General features: G+C 70.7%; 11 protein-coding genes. 7 read left to right on the top strand and 4 right to left on the bottom strand.

Annotated elements, in window-relative coordinates; genetic code table 11:
- Positions 1 to 3 precede the first annotated feature (3 nt).
- Both J2850_RS28955 and J2850_RS28960 read right to left on the bottom strand, forming a co-directional pair.
- On the bottom strand, positions 4 to 4323 hold the full coding sequence (locus J2850_RS28955; protein WP_307354578.1) for a translocation/assembly module TamB domain-containing protein: 4320 nt from the start codon (positions 4321 to 4323) through the stop codon (positions 4 to 6).
- 147 nt (positions 4324 to 4470) lie between these two features.
- Positions 4471 to 6585 carry an autotransporter assembly complex protein TamA gene (locus tag J2850_RS28960; RefSeq protein WP_209990251.1) on the bottom strand — a complete coding sequence of 705 codons (2115 nt, stop codon included), beginning with the start codon at positions 6583 to 6585 and terminating at the stop codon, positions 4471 to 4473.
- Positions 6586 to 6798: 213 nt separating this feature from the next.
- On the opposite strand from J2850_RS28960, the gene typA reads away from it, so the two are divergent.
- The 4 genes from typA to J2850_RS28980 all read left to right on the top strand — a co-directional run bounded on the left by typA (position 6799) and on the right by J2850_RS28980 (position 12681).
- Positions 6799 to 8625 carry a translational GTPase TypA gene (gene typA, locus J2850_RS28965; RefSeq protein WP_209990258.1) on the top strand — a complete coding sequence of 609 codons (1827 nt, stop codon included), beginning with the start codon at positions 6799 to 6801 and terminating at the stop codon, positions 8623 to 8625.
- Between the two features lie 88 nt (positions 8626 to 8713).
- Positions 8714 to 10426, top strand: a complete 1713-nt coding sequence (locus tag J2850_RS28970) for an ABC transporter permease (protein WP_246513733.1) — start codon at positions 8714 to 8716, stop codon at positions 10424 to 10426.
- 160 nt (positions 10427 to 10586) lie between these two features.
- Positions 10587 to 11603 (top strand): Fe(3+) ABC transporter substrate-binding protein, encoded by a 1017-nt coding sequence (locus tag J2850_RS28975; protein WP_246513734.1) that lies wholly within the window; start codon positions 10587 to 10589, stop codon positions 11601 to 11603.
- Between the two features lies 1 nt (position 11604).
- Positions 11605 to 12681, top strand: a complete 1077-nt coding sequence (locus J2850_RS28980; protein WP_209990265.1) for an ABC transporter ATP-binding protein — start codon at positions 11605 to 11607, stop codon at positions 12679 to 12681.
- 129 nt (positions 12682 to 12810) lie between these two features.
- Here J2850_RS28980 and J2850_RS28985 read toward each other — a convergent pair whose 3' ends face one another.
- Positions 12811 to 14598 (bottom strand): ABC transporter ATP-binding protein, encoded by a 1788-nt coding sequence (locus tag J2850_RS28985; RefSeq protein WP_209990268.1) that lies wholly within the window; start codon positions 14596 to 14598, stop codon positions 12811 to 12813.
- A gap of 217 nt (positions 14599 to 14815) precedes the next feature.
- On the opposite strand from J2850_RS28985, the gene J2850_RS28990 reads away from it, so the two are divergent.
- Complete coding sequence (locus J2850_RS28990) at positions 14816 to 15814, top strand: patatin-like phospholipase family protein (protein ID WP_209990270.1); 999 nt, start codon at positions 14816 to 14818, stop codon at positions 15812 to 15814.
- A gap of 110 nt (positions 15815 to 15924) precedes the next feature.
- Here the strand turns inward: J2850_RS28990 and J2850_RS28995 are convergent, their stop codons facing one another.
- Positions 15925 to 16107 carry a hypothetical protein gene (locus J2850_RS28995; RefSeq protein WP_209990273.1) on the bottom strand — a complete coding sequence of 61 codons (183 nt, stop codon included), beginning with the start codon at positions 16105 to 16107 and terminating at the stop codon, positions 15925 to 15927.
- A 148-nt stretch (positions 16108 to 16255) separates the two neighbouring features.
- Here J2850_RS28995 and J2850_RS29000 point away from each other — a divergent pair, with 148 nt between their 5' ends.
- Positions 16256 to 16768, top strand: coding sequence for an RT0821/Lpp0805 family surface protein (locus J2850_RS29000; protein ID WP_209990276.1), 513 nt, complete (start codon positions 16256 to 16258; stop codon positions 16766 to 16768).
- 146 nt (positions 16769 to 16914) lie between these two features.
- Positions 16915 to 18810 (top strand): potassium/proton antiporter, encoded by a 1896-nt coding sequence (locus J2850_RS29005; protein WP_209990279.1) that lies wholly within the window; start codon positions 16915 to 16917, stop codon positions 18808 to 18810.
- The last annotated feature ends 4 nt before the right edge of the window (positions 18811 to 18814 follow it).

Here is an 18814-nt window from a genome sequence, read left to right on the forward strand (position 1 = left end):
GCCTCAGTAGTCCCGTTCGAACGTGACGCCGAACTGGGTTTCGGAGTTGGCGCCGACCGTCGCCTGACCCTTGATGCTCTTGGTGATGTCGACCTCCACCTTGGCCCGGGTCTGGTTCGCGCCGATCCCCTGCTCGACGCCGACATAGACGCGGTCGCTGACATAGCGGCCGGCCTGCACCGCACCGCCCTTGCCGTTCTCGCCTGCGGTGAAATCGAGGCGATCGACGCCGAGGCCGCGGCGCACCTTGTCCAGGATGCCGCCGCCACCGCCGAAGCCGGCCAGCGCCGCTGCCGATTGGGCGAGCTGCACCGCTTCCCCGGCGCTCAGATCGCCGACCGACTTGCCGAACAGCACGCCGGCCAGTACCTCGTCCTGCGGCAATCCCTGGGGCGACGTCAGTTCGATCTTGGGGCGGCGGGAGGTGCCGCTCACCACCACGTCGGCGGTTATGCCGTTGGCCGTCGCCTCCGCCAGCAGGTCGAGGCGCGGGTCGATCGGCGTGGTGCCGTCGAAGTCGAAGATGCCGCGCTTGAACTCGAAGTCATGAGCGAGCAGGTTCAGGCTGCCCTTGAGGATGGAGAAGCGGCCGGTGACCGCCGGAGCGTTGGCGGTGCCGGCGATCTTCAGGTTGCCGCCCAATTCGGCATCCACCCCGCGCCCGCGCACGAAGATCTGGTTCGGTGCGTTCACCGTCATGTCGAGCGCCAGCACGAAGGGCGACGGCGGCGCCTCGGCCGCATCGGGGCGCGGCGCTTGCCGCGTGCCGTTGGCCGTGGCCACCTGGGTGGTGCCGCGCGGCCGTCCCTTGCCCACCTCCTTCACCTCCAGGGTCGCGATGTTGGCGGGCATGCGGTTGGGAATCTGGATCTCGGCGCGGCGGATGACCACCGGCCCGGCGAGCCGGGCATTGGTAAAGCCGCCGGTCAGCCTCAGGTCGGCACCGACTTCCGCCGTCGCCAGATCGATTTCCGCCAAGCGGGCGTTGTCGGCCTTCAGCGCGATGTCAAGCTGCTGGTCCGCGGCCGCGGCCGGACGGATCACGCCGCTGGCGCTGATGGCGCCGCCGTTGCGGGTGCGTCCGCGGAAGGACTGGATGGTGAAGACGTCCCCGTCTCCGACAAGCCGCGCCTCGATGTCGGTGATGACGGCGCCCGAGGCCCTGTTCTCGTAGCGTCCGCCGGCCAGCGTCACCGAACCGCCGAGCGAGGGTTTGGCGACCGTACCGCCGGCCCGCACGTCGAGCCGCAGGGTGCCGCGCGCCCGGTCGCCGGAGGAGGCGAGCAGGTCGTTGGCGAGAGACAGGTCGAGGGTGCCGTTCACGGCGGCTTCCACGGCGCCGTTCGGCGGCACGCCGACCGCGTAGTTGTCCGGGTTCATCACCAGCGGCAGGGCGGCATTGGCCGTCAGCACACCGGCGTTCCGCGGCATCCCCACCCGCCCGTTCACCACCAGCCGCCGATCGCGCCATTGCGCATCCACCGTCGCATCGATGCCCGGCAGCCCGGCCCGCGTGGTCTGCTGCGCCTTCAGGCCGCTGACGCGCAGCGTCGCGTCGGCGCGCGGGTTGCGCACCGTCCCCCCCAGCGTCGCCCGTGCGTTGGCGACGCCGTCGAGCAGAAGCGTCGGGCTCGCCAGCTTCGCCAGCGCCAGCGGAAGCCGGTCTACCGTCACCTCGCCATTCAACCGCTCGCCGTTCAGGCCGAGGTCGGCGGCCAGGCGGGCATTGCCCGAAGACAGCCGCAGCCCCTGCACTTCATAGCGGCGCTCGGCCAGCAGGACGGTGGCCGGGCCGGTCATCCGCAGGTCCTCGCCCGCATAGCGCGCCTGCAACCGCTCCAGCCGGATGCGCGTCGCGGCGCTCTCCTGCGCGAGGTTGCCGGCGAGGTCGAGACCGATCGGACGGTCGCCGGCGCCGGCGACATTGGCTTGGAAGGTCGCCTTGGACAGCGATCCCTCGGCCGAGGCGGTGACCGAGCGCAGCGGGTTTCCGGCCGCCGATCCGTCGCCCATCTCCAGCCGCGCCCGGCCGCTGGGGACCCCGAGCGCATCCGCGACCTCGGCCCGGGCGGCAAGGCGGCCGGCGGTCAGCAGCGGGCCGCCCTCCCCCTCCACCCGAAGGTTGCTGGCATCGGCGTTGAGCGACGCCGCCTGCTTTCCACTCTTGCCGTCCAACGCCAGGGTGAACTTGGCGCCGCCGCCGAGCGGTACGCCGGCCAGCTCCGACAGCCCCTTGAGATTCGGCAGGCTGCCCTCCAGGCGGCCCGTCGCCAGCAGGGTGTCGAGCGCCACCTGCGCCTCGCCGGTGATGCGGTTGTTGCCGTTGGCCACCGACAGCCCGTCGAGCCGCAGTTCCTGGTCGCGCAGGGCATAGCGTCCGTCCAGGGTCAGCGGCGTGTTGTCCAGATGCGTGCGCGCCGCCACCGTGCCGTTGGGCGTACCGGGCAGTCCGGCGGCGGTCGCCTTGACCTCGGTGGCGCCCAGCCGGCGGCCCTGCACCACGAGATCGCGGGCGTTGAGCGTCGCCTGCGCCTCGATGGCGTCGAGCGGACCACGGGCGGCGGCCTCCAGCGTCGCCGATCCCGCCATCGGGGTGCCGAGCGCGCCGCCCAGCGGCTCCAGCCTGGTCACGGTCAGGTTGGTCCGGGCATCGACCCGGTTGTCCGCCAGCGCCGCCGTCCCGATCAGCCGGCCGTTGCGGCCGTCCACCGTCAGGTCGGTCAGGCGCATCGCGCCATTCGGCTCCATCTGCGCCGCCAGCGACAGCGACGCCTTGTCGCCCAGCACGCCGTCGGCGGGCGTGCCGGTGGCAAGCCGCTCGGCGTCCCCCTTCAACTCGGCGGTCACGGTTCCGTCGGCGCCGCGCCGCACCGGCCCCGCCAGCGTCACCGCGCCGGCGAGCGGCCGCCCGGCAAGGCCGGACAATGCCGACAGGTCGTCGGCGGAGGCGGACAGCGTCAGGTCCGCCGTCTGGCCCCAGCCGCCGACGCGTCCTTCCGCCGACGCGCGGGCGGCGGCGGCGGTCAGGGTCAGCGTCTGCAACCCGATGCTGCCGCTGCCGGTATCGACCTGGGCACGGGCGGTCAGCACCGTTTCCGGACCGGTCAGCCGGGACAGCGCAGGGTCGTCGCCGGCGAGGTCGCGGAGCGTCGCGTTGACCGCCACCGTCAGCGCGTTCAGCGCGCCCTCGGCCGACCCCTCGATCACGCCCTCCCGCCAGGACACCGGCACCAGCGGGTGCAGCGTCGACTCCGGCCCGGCCTCGACGGTCCAGCGGAGGGCCATGCGGCTGAAGTCCGCGGCGATGTCGCCGCTCACCGTGGCGGTCGCCGCGGCGGCGGTGAGCGCCAGCGGCGACACGGTGATGGCGCCCGACGGCGAGCGGACGATGGTGGCGTTCAGCGCCGGACTGGGACCGACCAGGGGGACCACGGTCTCGCCCGCCAGCCCGGCGAGCAGCGGGGCGATGTTGCCGCCCGCGGTCAGCGTCAGCGCGTGGCCGTCGGGACCCTTCCGGATGGTGGCGTCGGCCGCGAGATTGCCGGTCGGATTGCCGGCATCGCCGGCCGCGGCGGTCAGGGTGCCCCTCCAGTCGTCGAGCGTGCCGTCCCCCTTCAGCACGATGTCGACCGGCGGCAGGCCGGGGAGCGCGAGCGCCCGGGCCATGACGCCGCCGGCCGGCTCGGACGCGGTGATGGACAGGTTCAGCGTGTTCTTCTCCGGGTCGAACAGCGCGACGACATCGGCCTGCCCCGGCTTGTCGTCGATCCTGGCAACCTGGAGCTTGGCATCGAGGGCGCCGCCGCTGCGTTCCAGCTTGGCCGAGCCGCCGATGCGCAGCACCGCCGGCTCTCCCAGCAGCGCCGGTCCAAGCTCCAGCCGCTCGACCACCAGCTTGTCCAGCTCGATCCCGACCGGCAGGTCGGGCAGGACCGATTGGCCGGGTTCGGCCGGCGCGGCCGGCTGGGTGCTGACCGGCGCGCGCGTCACCGTGATCGAGGCCGCCTCGAGCGCGTCGATCTTCGCCCGCCGCGTCAGCAGCGCCGAAGGGGACAGCACCACGTGCAGCTTCTCGATCGTCAGCCAGACGCCCTGGCTGTCGGCCAGCGTGGCCGTGGCGAAGGTGAAATCGGTCGGGATGCTGCCTTCGATGGCGCCCAGCTTCAGGTGCATGTCGGGGGACTCGACGGCCCCCTCGATCTTCTCGACCAGCCATTCCCTGGTCGAATCACCGAACAGCGAGAAGGCTTGCGCCCGCGGCGGGGCGGCGAGCAGACCGGCCAGCACCGCCAGCCCGGCCAGGAGGAAACGTACCGCCGTCACACCCTTCCCTTTCGAAAACGCCAACCCGACTTCAACATTCCCGACCTCAACATTCGCTGTCCCCGAACGTCCCCATCAAATGGGGCGGCACCATGGCACGGGCGCGTGCCTGGCGCCCGCCGCCCCCGGATGGAGACGGGCGCCATGTCAGAACGCCTGTCCCAGGCTGAGGTAGAGCTGCCAGCGGGCATCCCCGCTGGCCGGATTGAGGGGAAAGCCGACATCGACCCGCAGCGGGCCGAAATCCGTGTAGTAGCGCACGCCGACGCCGGCCCCGACGCGCAGCGGCTCGGAAAAGTCCGGATAGGCGGAATCATACACGGTGCCGGCATCGACGAAGGGGACCACCCCGATGGTCTCCGTCACCTTGATGCGCAGTTCCGCCCCAAGTTCCAGCAGGGACCGGCCGCCGGAGGGGTCGTGGAAGCGGTCGCGCGGTCCGGCCTTCTGGAAGCCGTAGCCGCGGACCGAGCCGCCGCCGCCGGCATAGAACCGGTGGTCCGGCGGGATCTGCGACAGCGACGACCCCAGGATGCTGCCGAGGCCGATCCGCGCCGCGGCGACGTAGCGCCCCTCGTTGCCGAAGTCGTAATAGGTCGAGCCGTTCAGCAGCACCGTGGTGAAAGGGGAATCGCTGTCGCCGCCGACCGGGAACCACGGCGTGAGCTGGAGCGACGCGCGCTGGCCCGACGTCGGGTTCAGAAGGTTGTCGGTGCCGTTCCAGGCGGCCCCCAGCGGCACGCCGATGAAGGCGGTCTGGTAGGTCCGGTCTTCCGTCTCCACCCGCCCGCGCTCGCCGCTGACGCCGTAGCTGATGGTCAACTGGTCGGTCAAGGGCCGCTCCAGCTTGACGGCGAGCTCCGAGGCGACGCGGCTGTAGGCCGGCGGCTGGTCGTTGACCACGGCGAAGCTGACCTTCAGCGACTGCTTCAGCGCCAGGAAGTCCGGCTTGGTGAAGTCGACGCTGAAGCGCAGGTCCGGAAGGTTGTTGCCGCTGCTCGCGGTGCCGCCGGACGAGCCGGCGACACGGGCGATGTCGACACCGACCCGCAGCCTCTCCGCCCCGCCGAACAGGTTGCGGTGCCCCCAGTAGGCGTTGGTGCCGATGCCGTCCTGGGTCGAGTAGGTCAGGCCGGCCCCGATGAAGCGGCGCTTGCGCTCGCTGACGTTGACGATCACCGGCGTCACCCCGTCGGGACCCGGCTGGTCCGCAAGGCGCACGCGCACGGTGTCGAAGACCTGCAGCGCCGCGATGTCCTGCCGCGCCTGGTCGGTGGCCGACGGATCGAAGACCTGCCCTTCCTTCCAGGCAAGGCGGCCGCGCACCAAGTCCTCGTCGACCTTGTCCAGTCCCTCGATGCGGGTGGCGCCGTAGTGCACGAGCGGGCCGGGATCGACCGTGTAGCTCACGTCCATCGTCCGCTCGGCGTGGTCGACCACGACCTCGCGGTCGGCCGCCTTGGCGAAGGCATAGCCGCGCTTGCTCAGCCGGCCGATCAGCTCCCCTTCCGCATCCAGCACCTTCTGCGCCAGCGCCGGCCCGCCCTTGACCAGACCCAGCCCGTCGGTCGCCACCTCCTTGGGCAGCGCCGATCCGCCGACGCCCTGAACGGCGATGGTATTGAAATGGTAGATCGGGCCCGGCGTGACGGCGATCGTGACCTTGACCGGCTGCCCGGCCACGGCGCCGTCCGCCGGCGGCGGGACGGCCCCCTGCGGAGATGCTTCCGGAGCCGCCGCCTGCGCGCCGCCCTGCGCCTCCGCCGGCGCATTGCCGATCCGGATGTCGAGCCGGGCATCGTAGTAGCCGACGGACCGCAGCGCCGCCTGCAGGCGGTCGCGATCGTTGTCCGCCCTCCGCTCCAGTCCGAGCAGCGAGGGGGGCGGGTCGTCCTTCAACTCCACCAGCGTCGAGGCGTCGCGCAAGGTGTTGCGCAGCCCGTCATCCTCGACCCCGGCGAACTCGACCTCATAGCGGACGCCGGCCGGCTTCGTCTCCTCCTCCGGCGCCGCCGCACCGGCGGCGGCATCGGGCGCGGGATCGACGGCGGCCTCCTGGGCATGGCCGGTGCCTGCCGGCGCCAGCAGCAGCGCGGCGATCAGGGGGACGGCGGCCAGCGATACTGCGGCCAGCGGCGCGGCACGGGCCTTGGACTGCCGGTCCGGAACGGGAGTTCCGGAGGGCGGCGAGCCGGCAAATCCTGCATCGGCTGGCCGTCCTTTGGACGATGGGCGTCGGAAAGCGGGAGCGAGGCGGGTCATCGCCCCCAATGTAAGTGCCGGACACGCATAGCTCCATCCCGGAAATTCGCGTTAGGCCAAAGGGCACGGCGCTTGCGTTTTTGTCGCGATTCCATATATTGCGCCGCAACAGTTTCCCCGACAGCGCCCACCGAATTCTTCGGCGGGCCTTTTTGTTGTTTGTGGCATGACGCTGCTGCGTGTCGGGGGTGCCCTTGCGAGACCGAAGGCTCCATGAATCTCCGTAACGTCGCCATCATCGCCCACGTCGACCACGGCAAGACCACGCTGGTCGACCAACTCCTCAAGCAGGCCGGCTCGTTCCGCGAGAACCAGCAGGTGGCCGAACGCGCCATGGACTCCAACGACCTGGAGCGCGAGCGCGGCATCACCATCCTGGCCAAGTGCACGTCGGTCCTGTGGAACGACCTGCGCATCAACATCGTCGACACCCCCGGCCACGCCGATTTCGGCGGCGAGGTCGAGCGCATCCTCTCCATGGTCGACGGCGTGGTGCTGCTGTGCGACGCGGCCGAAGGCCCGCTGCCGCAGACCAAGTTCGTGCTCGGCAAGGCGCTGAAGCTCGGCCTGCGCCCGATCGTCGTCATCAACAAGGTGGACCGTCCCGACGGCCGTCCGCACGAGGTGCATGACGAGGTGTTCGACCTGTTCGCCTCGCTCGACGCCTCGAACGAGCAGCTCGACTTCCCGACCCTGTTCGCCTCGGGCCGCAACGGCTGGGCGACCACGGACCTGGAGAACGGCGCCCGCGAGACGCTGACCCCGCTGTTCGAACTGATCCGCGACCACGTCCCGGCCCCGAAGGTCGAGGAAGACCTGCCCTTCACCATGCTGGCGACCACGCTGGAAGCGAACCCGTACCTGGGCCGCATCCTGACCGGCCGCATCCAGACCGGGTCGGTCAAGGTCAACATGGCCGTCAAGTCGATGAGCCGCGACGGCAAGCTGGTCGAGAACGCCCGCATCAGCAAGGTGCTGGCCTTCCGCGGCCTGGAGCGCGTTCCGGTGGACGAGGCGCATGCCGGCGACATCGTCGCCCTGGCGGGCCTGACCAACACCACGGTGGCCGACACCATCTGCGCGCCGGACGTCACCGAGCCGCTGGAAGCCCAGCCGATCGACCCGCCGACCCTGGCGATGACCTTCTCGGTCAACGACAGCCCGCTGGCGGGCCGCGAGGGCGACAAGGTCACCAGCCGCATGATCCGCGACCGCCTGTTCCGCGAGGCGGAAGGCAACGTGGCGCTGCGCATCTCCGACACCGAGGGCGGCGACGCCTTCGAGGTGGCCGGCCGTGGCGAATTGCAGCTCGGCATCCTGATCGAGACGATGCGCCGCGAGGGCTACGAGCTGGCGATCAGCCGCCCGCGCGTGCTGTTCAAGACCGATGAGCTGAACGGCCAGCGTCTGGAGCCGATCGAGGAAGTCGTCGTCGACGTCGACGAGGAGTTCTCCGGAACCGTCGTGCAGAAGATGGCCGAGCGCAAGGCCGACCTCGTCGAGATGCGGCCCTCGGGCGGCAACAAGACCCGCATCGTCTTCCATGCGCCGTCGCGCGGCCTGATCGGCTACCAGGGCGAGTTCCTGACCGACACCCGCGGCACCGGCATCATGAACCGGCTGTTCCACGGCTACGCCCCTTACAAGGGCACCATCGCCGGCCGGCGCACCGGCGTGCTGATCTCCAACAGCGACGGCACCGCGGTGGCCTACGCTCTGTGGAACCTCGAGGATCGCGGCCCGATGCTGATCGATCCGGGCGTTCCGGTCTATCAGGGCATGATCATCGGCGAGCACACCCGCGGCAACGACCTCGAGGTCAACGTCATCAAGGGCAAGCAGCTCACCAACATCCGCACCACCAGCAAGGACGAGGCGGTCCGCCTGACCCCGCCGATCCAGATGACGCTGGAGCGCGCCCTGTCCTACATCGGCGACGATGAACTGGTGGAGGTGACGCCGAAGTCGATCCGCCTGCGCAAGCGCTATCTCGACCCGAACGAGCGCAAGCGCCACCAGCGCGCCGCCGAAGCCAGCTAACGGGCTCCGGCGCCCCCTCCCTGCCGCCCTGCCCCCACCCCGACCCTTCCCCGCTGCTGCAGGGGAGGGTTAGGGTGGGGGCAATGCCTTGACCACCCCCACACACCACAGCGAGGACACCCCCCGCATGGCGATGGCGACCGACGCGAAGTCCCCTGGCTCCCCGTCCTTCTCCCTCCGTCGCCTGTGGTCCCGGATCGGCCTCTCCGGCCTGTTCGCCGCCCTCCTCGCCCTGCTGATCGCGGTTCCCATCCTCGCGGTCTTCGTCCAGGCCGCCGGCGTCTCCACCGACCTGTGGGGGCACATGGCGCGGACGGTGCTTCCCGGCTACATTCTCAACACCCTGATCCTGCTGGGCATCGTCGGGGTGGTCACGCTGGTGACCGGCGTTGCCTGCGCCTGGACCGTCACCATGCACGACTTCCGCGGCCGCGGGGTCCTGCAATGGCTGCTGCTGCTGCCGCTCGCCATGCCGGCCTACGTCATGGCCTACACCTACACCGACTTCCTCCAATATGCCGGGCCGCTGCAGTCGGCGCTGCGCGCCGCCTTCGGCTGGCAGCGGCGGGACTACTGGTTCCCGGACATCCACACCGCCTGGGGCGCCGGGCTGGTGCTCTCGTCGGTGCTGTACCCCTACGTCTACGTGCTGGCCCGCGCCGCCTTCCTTGAGCAGTCGGTGTGCGTGCTGGAGGCCAGCCGGACGCTCGGCTGCACCGCCTTCGGCGCGTTCCGCCGGGTCGCGCTGCCGCTGGCGCGGCCGGCGCTGGTTGCCGGCGTCGGCTATGCGCTGATGGAGACGCTGGCCGATTTCGGCGCCGTCCGCTATTTCGGCATCGATACCTTCACCGTCGGCATCTACCGCACCTGGTTCGCCCTTGGCGACGCCGCCGCCGCGGCGCAGCTCGCCGCCGTGCTGCTGTTGGTGGTGCTGGCGCTGGTCGGGCTGGAGAGGCTGTCTCGCGGCCGCATGCGCTTCCACCAGACCAGCAGCCGCTACCGCGCCCTGCCCGCCCCGCGCCTGTCGGCCGGCGGCACCGCGATGGCCTGGATCGTCTGCCTGACGCCGGTGCTGTTCGGCTTCCTGCTGCCGGGTGCCGTGCTGATCCGCATGATCCTGCGCGGTGGCACCGAACTGACGATGGCCCGCTTCACCGACCTGACGGTCAACACCTTCATCCTCGGGGCCTCGGGCGCCCTGCTGGTGGTCGGCGTGGCGCTGCTGGTGATCCACGGCGTGCGCCACGACCGCAGCGGGCTGGCCACCGGGGCGGCGAAGCTCGCCTCGCTCGGCTACGCCACGCCGGGAACGGTCATCGCGGTCGGCATCCTGATCTCGGTCGGGCTGGCCCACGACTGGGCCGGCTGGCCGGTCGGCGCCATCCTCGGCACCACGATCGCCGGCATCCTCTACGGCTATCTCATCCGCTTCTTCGTCGTCGCCTACGGCCCGCTGGAATCGGGCTTCGCCAAGATCGGGCCGAACCTGGAAGGGGCGGCGCGGTCGCTCGGGCACACGCCGCTGCAGGTGCTGCGCCGGGTGCACCTGCCGTTGCTGCGTCCCAGCCTGCTCAGCGCCGCCATGCTGGTGTTCGTCGACATCACCAAGGAACTGCCGGCGACGATGATCCTGCGGCCCTTCAACTTCGACACCCTGGCGATCGAGGCGTTCCGCATGGCCTCGACGGAGCGGCTGGACGATGCCGCCCTTCCCGCCCTGGTCATCGTGCTCGTCGGCCTGCTGCCGGTCATGTATCTCAGCCGCAGCATCGCCGCGTCGCGTCCCGGACACAGCGACTGACCGGGCGTACCGTCTGGCGCGATTGGGACGCCTCGCGTCCGTTTCAATAACAGGTCCGCATAAATTTCAGCCGAAGCCGCGCCTCGACAGCGGCGGCGGCACCTGTTATCCATTCCCGTGATTTTGAGAGTCGTTCGCAGTCCGGGAGTGAAGAATGTTCATGAGCAAGTTCGCGGGGATCGCCTTCGCCGTCGGCGCCTTGACCGCCGTGTCCGTCCAGGCACAGGAAGTCAACATCTACAATTCGCGTCATTACAACACCGACCGCGCGATCTATGAGAACTTCACCAAGAAGACTGGGATCAAGGTCAACATCATCGAAGGCAACCACGACGAGCTGATCCAGCGCCTGAAGTCCGAGGGCGGCAGCAGCCCGGCCGACCTGTTCATCACCGTCGACGCCGGCCGCCTCGCCGCCGCCGCAAAGGAAGGGCTTCTGCTTCCCGTCACCTCGCCCGAACTGGAGGCGGTGAAGGTCCCCGCGAACCTGCGCGATCCCGGCGGTGCCTGGTGGGGCCTGTCGACCCGCGCCCGCATCATCGTCTATGCCCGCGACCGGGTGAAGCCGGACGAGATCAAGACCTATGAGGACCTCGCCAAGCCGGAGTGGCACGGCCGCGTCCTGACCCGCAGCGGCACCCATCCCTACAGCCTGGCGCTCACCGCCTCGATGATCGAGGCGGACGGCGAGGAGAAGACCGAGGAGTGGGTGAAGGGCCTCGTCGCCAACCTCGCCCGCCCGCCCCAGGGCGGCGACACCGACCAGATCCGCGCCGTGGCGGTCGGCGAGGGCGACGTCGCGCTCGCCAACACCTACTATGTCGGCAAGTTCATCACCTCGGCCAAGCAGGAGGACCGCGAGGTCGCCAAGAAGATCGGCGTGATCTTCCCCAACCAGGCCGACCGCGGGACCCACGTCAACCTCAGCGGCGCCGGCGTCGTCAAGACCTCAAAGAATGCCGAGAACGCCCGCAAGCTCCTGGAATATCTGCTGAGCCCGGACGCCCAGAGGATGTTCGCCGACGGGAACATGGAGTATCCCGTAAACCCGGCGGTGCAGCCCCACCCGGAGCTGGTGGCGCTCGGCAGCTTCCGGCACGCCGACGTCAACGCCGCCGCCTTCGCCGCCTACACCCCGCAGGCGCTGCGCATCATGGACCGTGCCGGTTGGAAGTGACATGACGACCCCGACGACCTCCCCGCCCCCCGCTCCCTCCGTCGTCCTCTCCGGCATCACGCATCGGTATGGCCGGCTGACGGCGGTCGACGGCGTGTCGCTGTCCGTCGCCCCGCGCGAGGTGGTCTGCGTCGTCGGCCCGTCGGGGTGCGGCAAGTCCACCCTGCTGCGCCTCGTCAGCGGCCTGGAGGCCGTGCAGGCCGGGACGATCACGGTGGACGGGGCGGTCCTCGGCAGTCCCGACCGCTCGCTGCCGCCCGAGCGCCGGCCGGTCGGCATGATGTTCCAGGACTTCGCGCTGTTCCCGCACCTGACGGTCGCCGGGAACATCGCCTTCGGCCAGGCCGACAGGCCGCGGGCCGAGCGCAACCGCCGCGTGGCGGAGTTGCTGGAGACCATGGCGCTGTCGCGCTATGCCGACGCCTACCCCCACACGCTGTCCGGCGGCCAGCAGCAGCGCGTGGCGCTGGCCCGCGCCATGGCCCGCGATCCCAAGGTGCTGCTGCTCGACGAGCCCTTCTCGGCGCTCGACGAGCAGCTCCGGCGCTCGGTGCGGGAGGAGGTGGTGCGGATCATCCGCGCCAGCGGCATCGCCACCATCGTCGTCACCCACGACCCGGAGGAGGCGATGGAGATGGGCGACCGCGTGGTGGTGATGCAGGCCGGCCGCGTCGTCCAGGCCGACACGCCGGTGACGCTCTACAAGCAGCCGGCCAACAGCTTCGTCGCCCGGCTGTTCGGCGAGGTCAACCGCTTCGAGGCGCTGGTCCAGGACGGCCAGATCGTGACGCCGCTCGGGCGCATCACCGCCCCCGGCCTGCCGGGCGGCACGCGGGTGGAGGTGGCCTGCCGGGTCGAGGACCTCGAACTCGCGGCGCCGGGGGTGCGGCCCGACGCCGTGCCGGTGCGGGTGCGCCACGCGAGCTTCCTCGGCTCGGCGACGCGCGTGTGCCTCGACGTTCCGGGTGGCGGCACCGAGATCCACGCCCGCCTTCCCGGTCACGTCGACGTCCAGCCGGGCCAGGAGCTCGCTGCTGCAATGGCGGTGGAGCGGGTGATGGTGTTCCCGGCGGGGTGATGGGATAGGGCACGAGCCCCCTCCCTGGCCCTCCCCCGCCCTTGGCGGTGGAGGGGACTGCCGCCGCTTCGCGTAAGCACCCTCTCCCGCGTTAGCGGGGGAGGGTCGGGGAGCGGGCAGGCGAACCCCTCACGCCCCCGCCCGCACCTCGTCCTCGCCGAACTGCAGCCGGCTCAGCCGCGCATAGGTGCCGTCGGCGGCCAGCAGCGCCTCGTGGGTGCCCTGCTCGACGATGCAGCCGCCTTCCATCACCACGATGCGGTCGGCATTGCGCACGGTGGCCAGGCGGTGGGCGATCACCAGCGTGGTGCGCCCGGCGGTCAGCCGCTCCAGCGCCGCCTGGACCAGCCGTTCGGACTCGCTGTCCAACGCGCTGGTCGCCTCGTCCAGCAGCAGGATCGGCGCATCCTTCAGGAAGGCGCGGGCCAGCGCCAGCCGCTGGCGCTCGCCGCCCGACAGCTTGACGCCACGGTCGCCGATCACCGTGTCGTATCCCTCCGGCAGCTTCATGACGAAGTCGTGCGCGGCCGCCGCCCTGGCGGCGGCGACCACCTCGTCCATCCCGGCGTCGAGCCGGCCGAAGCAGATGTTCGCCCGCACCGTGTCGTTGAACAGCACGGTGTCCTGGCTGACGATCGACACGGCGCCGCGCAGGCTGCGCAGGGTGGCGCCGCGCACGTCCTGGCCGTCGATCAGCACCTCTCCCCCGGTGACGTCGTAGAGGCGCGGGATCAGGTTGAAGACGGTGGACTTGCCGGCACCGCTGCGCCCGACCAGGGCCACCGTGCTGCCGGCGGGCACGTCGAGGTCGATGCCCTTCAGCGTGTCGCCGCCGGCCTCGTAGGCGAAGCGGACGCCACGCAGCGCGACGGCGCCGCTGGTCAGGGCCAGCGGCTTGGCGTCCGGCCGCTCCAGGATGGTCGGCGCCTGGTCGACCAACTCGAAGATGCGCTGGGCGGCGGCCAGCCCTTCCTGCAGCGCGGCATTCAGGGTGCCGATGGCGCGCACCGGCTGGGCCGCCATCAGCAGCGCGCCGACGAAGCCGGAGAAGGCGCCGACCGACCCCTCGCCCATCGTCATGCGGTAGCCGGCGAAGGCGATCACCCCCGCCACCGCGACGCCGCCCAGCACCTCCATCATCGGGTCGATGCGCGAGCGGGCGCGCACCGCCTTCATGGTCAGCGCGTAATTGTCCTGGAAGGCACGGCCGGCGCGGGCGCGCTCGTAATCCTCCAGGCAGTAGGTCTTGACCATGCGCGCGCCCGACAGGCTCTCGGTCAGCAGCGAGGTCATGTCGCCCATCTGCGCCTGGGTGTCGCGCGAGACGCGGCGCAGCCGCTTGCCGATCCGCACGATCGGGACGGCGGCGATCGGGTAGATGACGAAGACGATCAGCGACAGCAGCCAGTCCAGGTAGAACATCGACCCCACCAGCGCGATCACCGTCAGGATGTCGCGGACCAGGCCGGTCATCACGCGGGTCAGCGCGTTGCGGATCAGGTCGACGTCGTTGATGAAGCGCGAGGTCAGCGCGCCGGTCGGGGTGGCGTGGAGCTGTGCCATGTCGGCCGTCAGCAGGTGGGCGAACATCGACAGCCGCACGTCGGCGATCACCCGCTGGACGATGTCGCTGGTCACCACGGTCTGGGCGTAGAGCGACAGGCCCTTGATGATCGTCACCGCGACGATGGCGAGCGGGATCGCCACCAGCATCCCGCGGTCCTGCGCCGCGAACATGGCATAGGACCGGTCGATCAGCAGCGGGTACGCGCCGGTGGTGGCGGCGACCACCGCCATCAGCAGGAAGCACAGCAGCAGCCGGCCGCGATAGGGCCGGACCCAGTCGCGCCACATCCGGCCCACCAGCCGCTCGGTCGCCGAATCCAGGCGCAGGGGCTTGCCGCTTTTGTTCGTCACGGGTCCTATCCGATCTCTTGGCTCAGATGCGGATGGCTTAGCCCATGGGCTTCGGCTTTGTCCACCGGTCGGCACCGGCCGACGCACGCCGGTTACAGCCTTCCTTTACGCGGGCGTGCGATCATGGTTCGGGGGCGCGGCATCGGGATACCGGCAGACCGCGCCCCGGCACGGCCTTCCCGGGGCCGGCAATCTGAGAACGGACGAGGAGTGCGGCATGGCCATCGCGGGTGAAACAGGCGCAGGCACGGGGCGGCGGCCCCGCGTCGGGCTGGCGCTGGGCGGCGGCGTCGCGCGCGGCTGGGCCCATATCGGCGTCCTGCGCGCCCTGAATCGCTACGGCATCGAGGCCGACATCATCTGCGGCGCCTCGGTCGGGGCGCTGGTCGGCGGCATGCACCTGGCGGGCAAGCTCGACGAGCTGGAAGGCTGGACCCGTGCCCTGACGCGGATGAAGATCGTCGGCTATCTCGACCTGCGGCTTCGCCAGGGTGGCGGGCTCATCAGCGGCGACCGGCTGATGGCCGAATTGCGCCTGCATCTCGGGGATGTCCGGATCGAGGAGCTGCCCTGCCCTTATGCGGCCGTCGCCACCGACCTCGTGACCGGACACGAGGTGTGGCTGCAGCGGGGCGAACTGGTGGATGCGATGCGCGCGTCCTTCTCGCTGCCCGGGGTTTTCCCGCCGGTTCAGGTCGACGGGCGCTGGCTGATCGACGGCGCGCTGGTCAATCCGGTTCCGGTGTCCGCCTGCCGGGCGCTCGGCGCGCAGATGGTGATCGCCGTGAACCTCGCCGGCGACATCCTGGGCAAGGCGCGCAAGCCCGGCGCCAGCGTGCCGACGGCGGCCGGCTTCGACCTGCTGCGGCTGGTGGATGAGGAAATGCCGGAGCAGCGCCGGGCGAAAGGCATCGGTGCGCTGTCGCGACGCATCTTCCGCCGCGACTACGACGGGCCCAGCGTGTTCGGCGTCATGGTGTCGTCGCTGGGCATCGTCACCGACCGCATCACCCGGTCGCGGCTGGCCGGCGAACCGCCGGACGTCCACATCGCGCCGCGGCTCGGCCATATCGGGCTGACCGAGTTCGACCGTGCCGACGACTGCATCCGCGAGGGCGAGGCGGCGGTGGAACGCGTCCTGCCCGATCTGCACGATGCGCTCGCGGTCTTCGCGACCGGACCACGCGAATCGCAGCGCGCGCCGGTGCGGGACTGACCGCCGAACGGCTGCGGGCGCTCACGCCCCCGATGGGGCGGAGCGCCCGCCACGACTGGATAGGTCCGCCCGGCGGCCCTATCGGTGCCTGCCCCTGGCGGGGCTCTCCATCAATGGTCGATGGCCGTGCCGAGTGCCGCGCCGCCGAGACCGCCGATGATCGCGCCGCGGGTGCCGTCAACAGCGTAACCGCCGGCCGCGCCTGCCGTACCGCCGACCACGCCACCAGTGGAGCAGGCGGCGACCGAAAGAAGCGCGCACACCGCGCCGATCAGACGCAAACGGGACATCATGCAACCCTCCTCGTGTTGACTGTTCATGCTCTAAACACGCGAGACGGCATTTTGCTTCCATGACCCCCGATCTTTTGCGTCGGGAACCTCGTGATCCCCGGTCCGTTGACCAGACTTTGTTCCTGATCGTTGAGAGGGGGGAATAACCATGCGGACCGCACCCAGCCACTCGCCCAATCGCCTGCGCACCGCCGCCGCCGCGGTCGTCGCGACCATGGCGGCGCTTCCGCTCGGCGCCTGCCAGAACACCAGCCTGGGCAACATGAACACGACGGAGACGGTCGGCACGCTGGGCGGCGCCGTTGCCGGCGGCCTGCTGGGCTCGCGCTTCGGCGGCGGCAGCGGCAAGCTGGCGACGACGGCCATCGGCACGCTGCTCGGCGCCTATGCCGGACAACAGTTGACCCGCCACTTCACCAGCGCCGACCAGAACAGGGCGTCGGATGCGGAGGAGCGTGCGGTCTCCAGCAACCAGACCATCACCTGGAACAACCCGCAGTCCGGAAACAGCGGCACCATCCAGCCGCAGCGCACCTACCAGGGCTCGTCCGGCCAGACCTGCCGCGACTACACCCACAGCGTCGTCATCGACGGCAGCACGCAGGCGGCGCGCGGCACCGCCTGCCAGCAGCCGGACGGGACCTGGAAGCTGATCTCCTAAGGCGCCCATCCTGTCCGTACGACCGCCTCCCGGTCCTACGCCTTGCGGATGTTCCGGACAGCCGTCAAACTCACCATGGCGGGAATCGAGGGGGGTTCGCTCCTGGTTGCCTTGGGACGGCTTGGCGGGCGTGGCATGCGGGGGTCATGGAGGCGGTCAGCTACATCATCCTGATCGGGTCGTCGTTGCTGATCGCCAGCGTGCTGACCAGCTACCTCGCCCTGCGCGTCGGCGCGCCTCTGCTGCTGATCTTCCTCGGCATCGGCCTGCTGGCGGGCGAGGACGGGATCGGCGGGATCTCCTTCAACGATCCCCAGGCCGCCTTCCTGATCGGCTCGATGGCGCTTGCGGTCATCCTGTTCGAAAGCGGCTTCGACACCAAGCTCGCCAGCTACAAGGCGGCGGCCGGGCCGGCGCTGTCGCTGGCGACGCTGGGGGTGACGGTCACCACCGGCGTGGTCGGCCTCGGCGCCCATTCCCTGCTGGGGCTCGGGTGGGTCGAGGCGCTTCTGGTCGGGGCCGCCTGCAGTTCGACCGACGCGGCGGCGGTCTTCTTCCTCCTGCGGGTCGGCGGCATCACGCTGCGCGACCGCGTGCGCTCGACGCTGGAGATCGAGTCGGGCAGCAACGACCCGGTCGCCATCATGCTCACCATCCTGCTGGTCGAGGCGGCGGGACATGGCTTCGCCTCGCCCGTCGCCATCGTCTCGGAACTGGTGCTGGCCTTCGCGCTGGGCGGGGTGATGGGGCTCGCCGGAGGCTGGCTGCTGGTCGCCTTCATCAACAAGGCGCGGTTCGAGGCCGGGCTCAACCCGGTGGTCACCCTGACCTTCGCCCTGTTCGTCTTCGCCGCTACCAACATGTTGGGCGGCAGCGGCTACCTGGCCGTCTACGTCGCCGGGCTCTATGCCGGGAACGTGAAGCTGCGCGGGGCGCTGGAGCTGCGCCGCTTCCATGCCGGCCTCACCTGGCTCAGCCAGATCGTGATGTTCGTCATGCTCGGCCTCTTCGCCACCCCGCGCGCCTTCGTCGGCATGGCGCTGCCGGCGCTCGGCATCGCCGTCCTGCTGGTCCTGGTCGCCCGGCCCCTGGCGGTCTGGCTCTGCCTGCTGCCTTTCCGCTTCTCGGTGCGGGAAACCAGCTTCATCGCCTGGGTGGGGCTGCGCGGCGCGGTGTCGCTGCTGCTGGCGCTGGTGCCGGTGCTCGGCGGGCTGGAGCATGGCCAGTTGATCTTCAACACCGCCTTCATCGTCGTGGTGGTCTCGCTGCTGGTCCAGGGCTGGACCATCGGCGCGATGGCGCGCGTCCTGGATCTGATCGTCCCGCCGCGGCGCGGCCCGGTCGAACGCGTCGAGCTCGAGCTTCCCGGCAACGCCGACCAGGAGCTGGTCGCCTATACCGTCCATGGCAAGAGCCCCGCCGCCCGCGGCCAGCGCCTGCCGCGCTGGGCGCGCCCGTCGCTGGTCATCCGGGCCGGCGCCGTCGTGCCGCTGCACAAGGCCAAGCCGCTGCAGACCGGCGACCACGTCTATCTCTTCACGCCGCAGCACCGTCTGCCGCTGATCGACAGGCTCTACGGCGGCAGCCGGGCGCTGGACCAGAACGACCGCGAATTCTACGGCGACCTCGCGCTCAGCCCCGACGCGACGGTGGAGCAGATCGCCGAGATGTACGGCCTGCCGTTGTCGCTGGCCAACGCCCGGCTGCCGCTGCGCGACCTGCTGCGCAACGAGTTCGGCGGAGCCCCCGAACTGGGCGACCGGGTGCGGATGGGGGGCGTCGAACTGATCGTGCGCGACATGGACGACGACGGCATCACCTCCGTCGGGCTGGCGCTGGAGCCGGCGCGGGTGACGCAGCCGCGCCGGCCGCTGTACCGCCGCCTCGATGCGATCGGCGGCCTGTTGCGCGACTGGTGGCGGCACCGCTCCTTCCAGCGCTGGAAGCGTCGCGAGAAACAACGCGGGCGGCGGCCGGACATGCAGCGGCTCGCCGCCCCGCCGCTGCCGGAGGAGTCGATGGAAAACGGCCGGGGCGACTGACCGC

The sequence above is a fragment of the Azospirillum picis genome (genome assembly GCF_017876115.1).
GTDB classification, from domain to species: Bacteria; Pseudomonadota; Alphaproteobacteria; order Azospirillales; family Azospirillaceae; genus Azospirillum; species Azospirillum picis.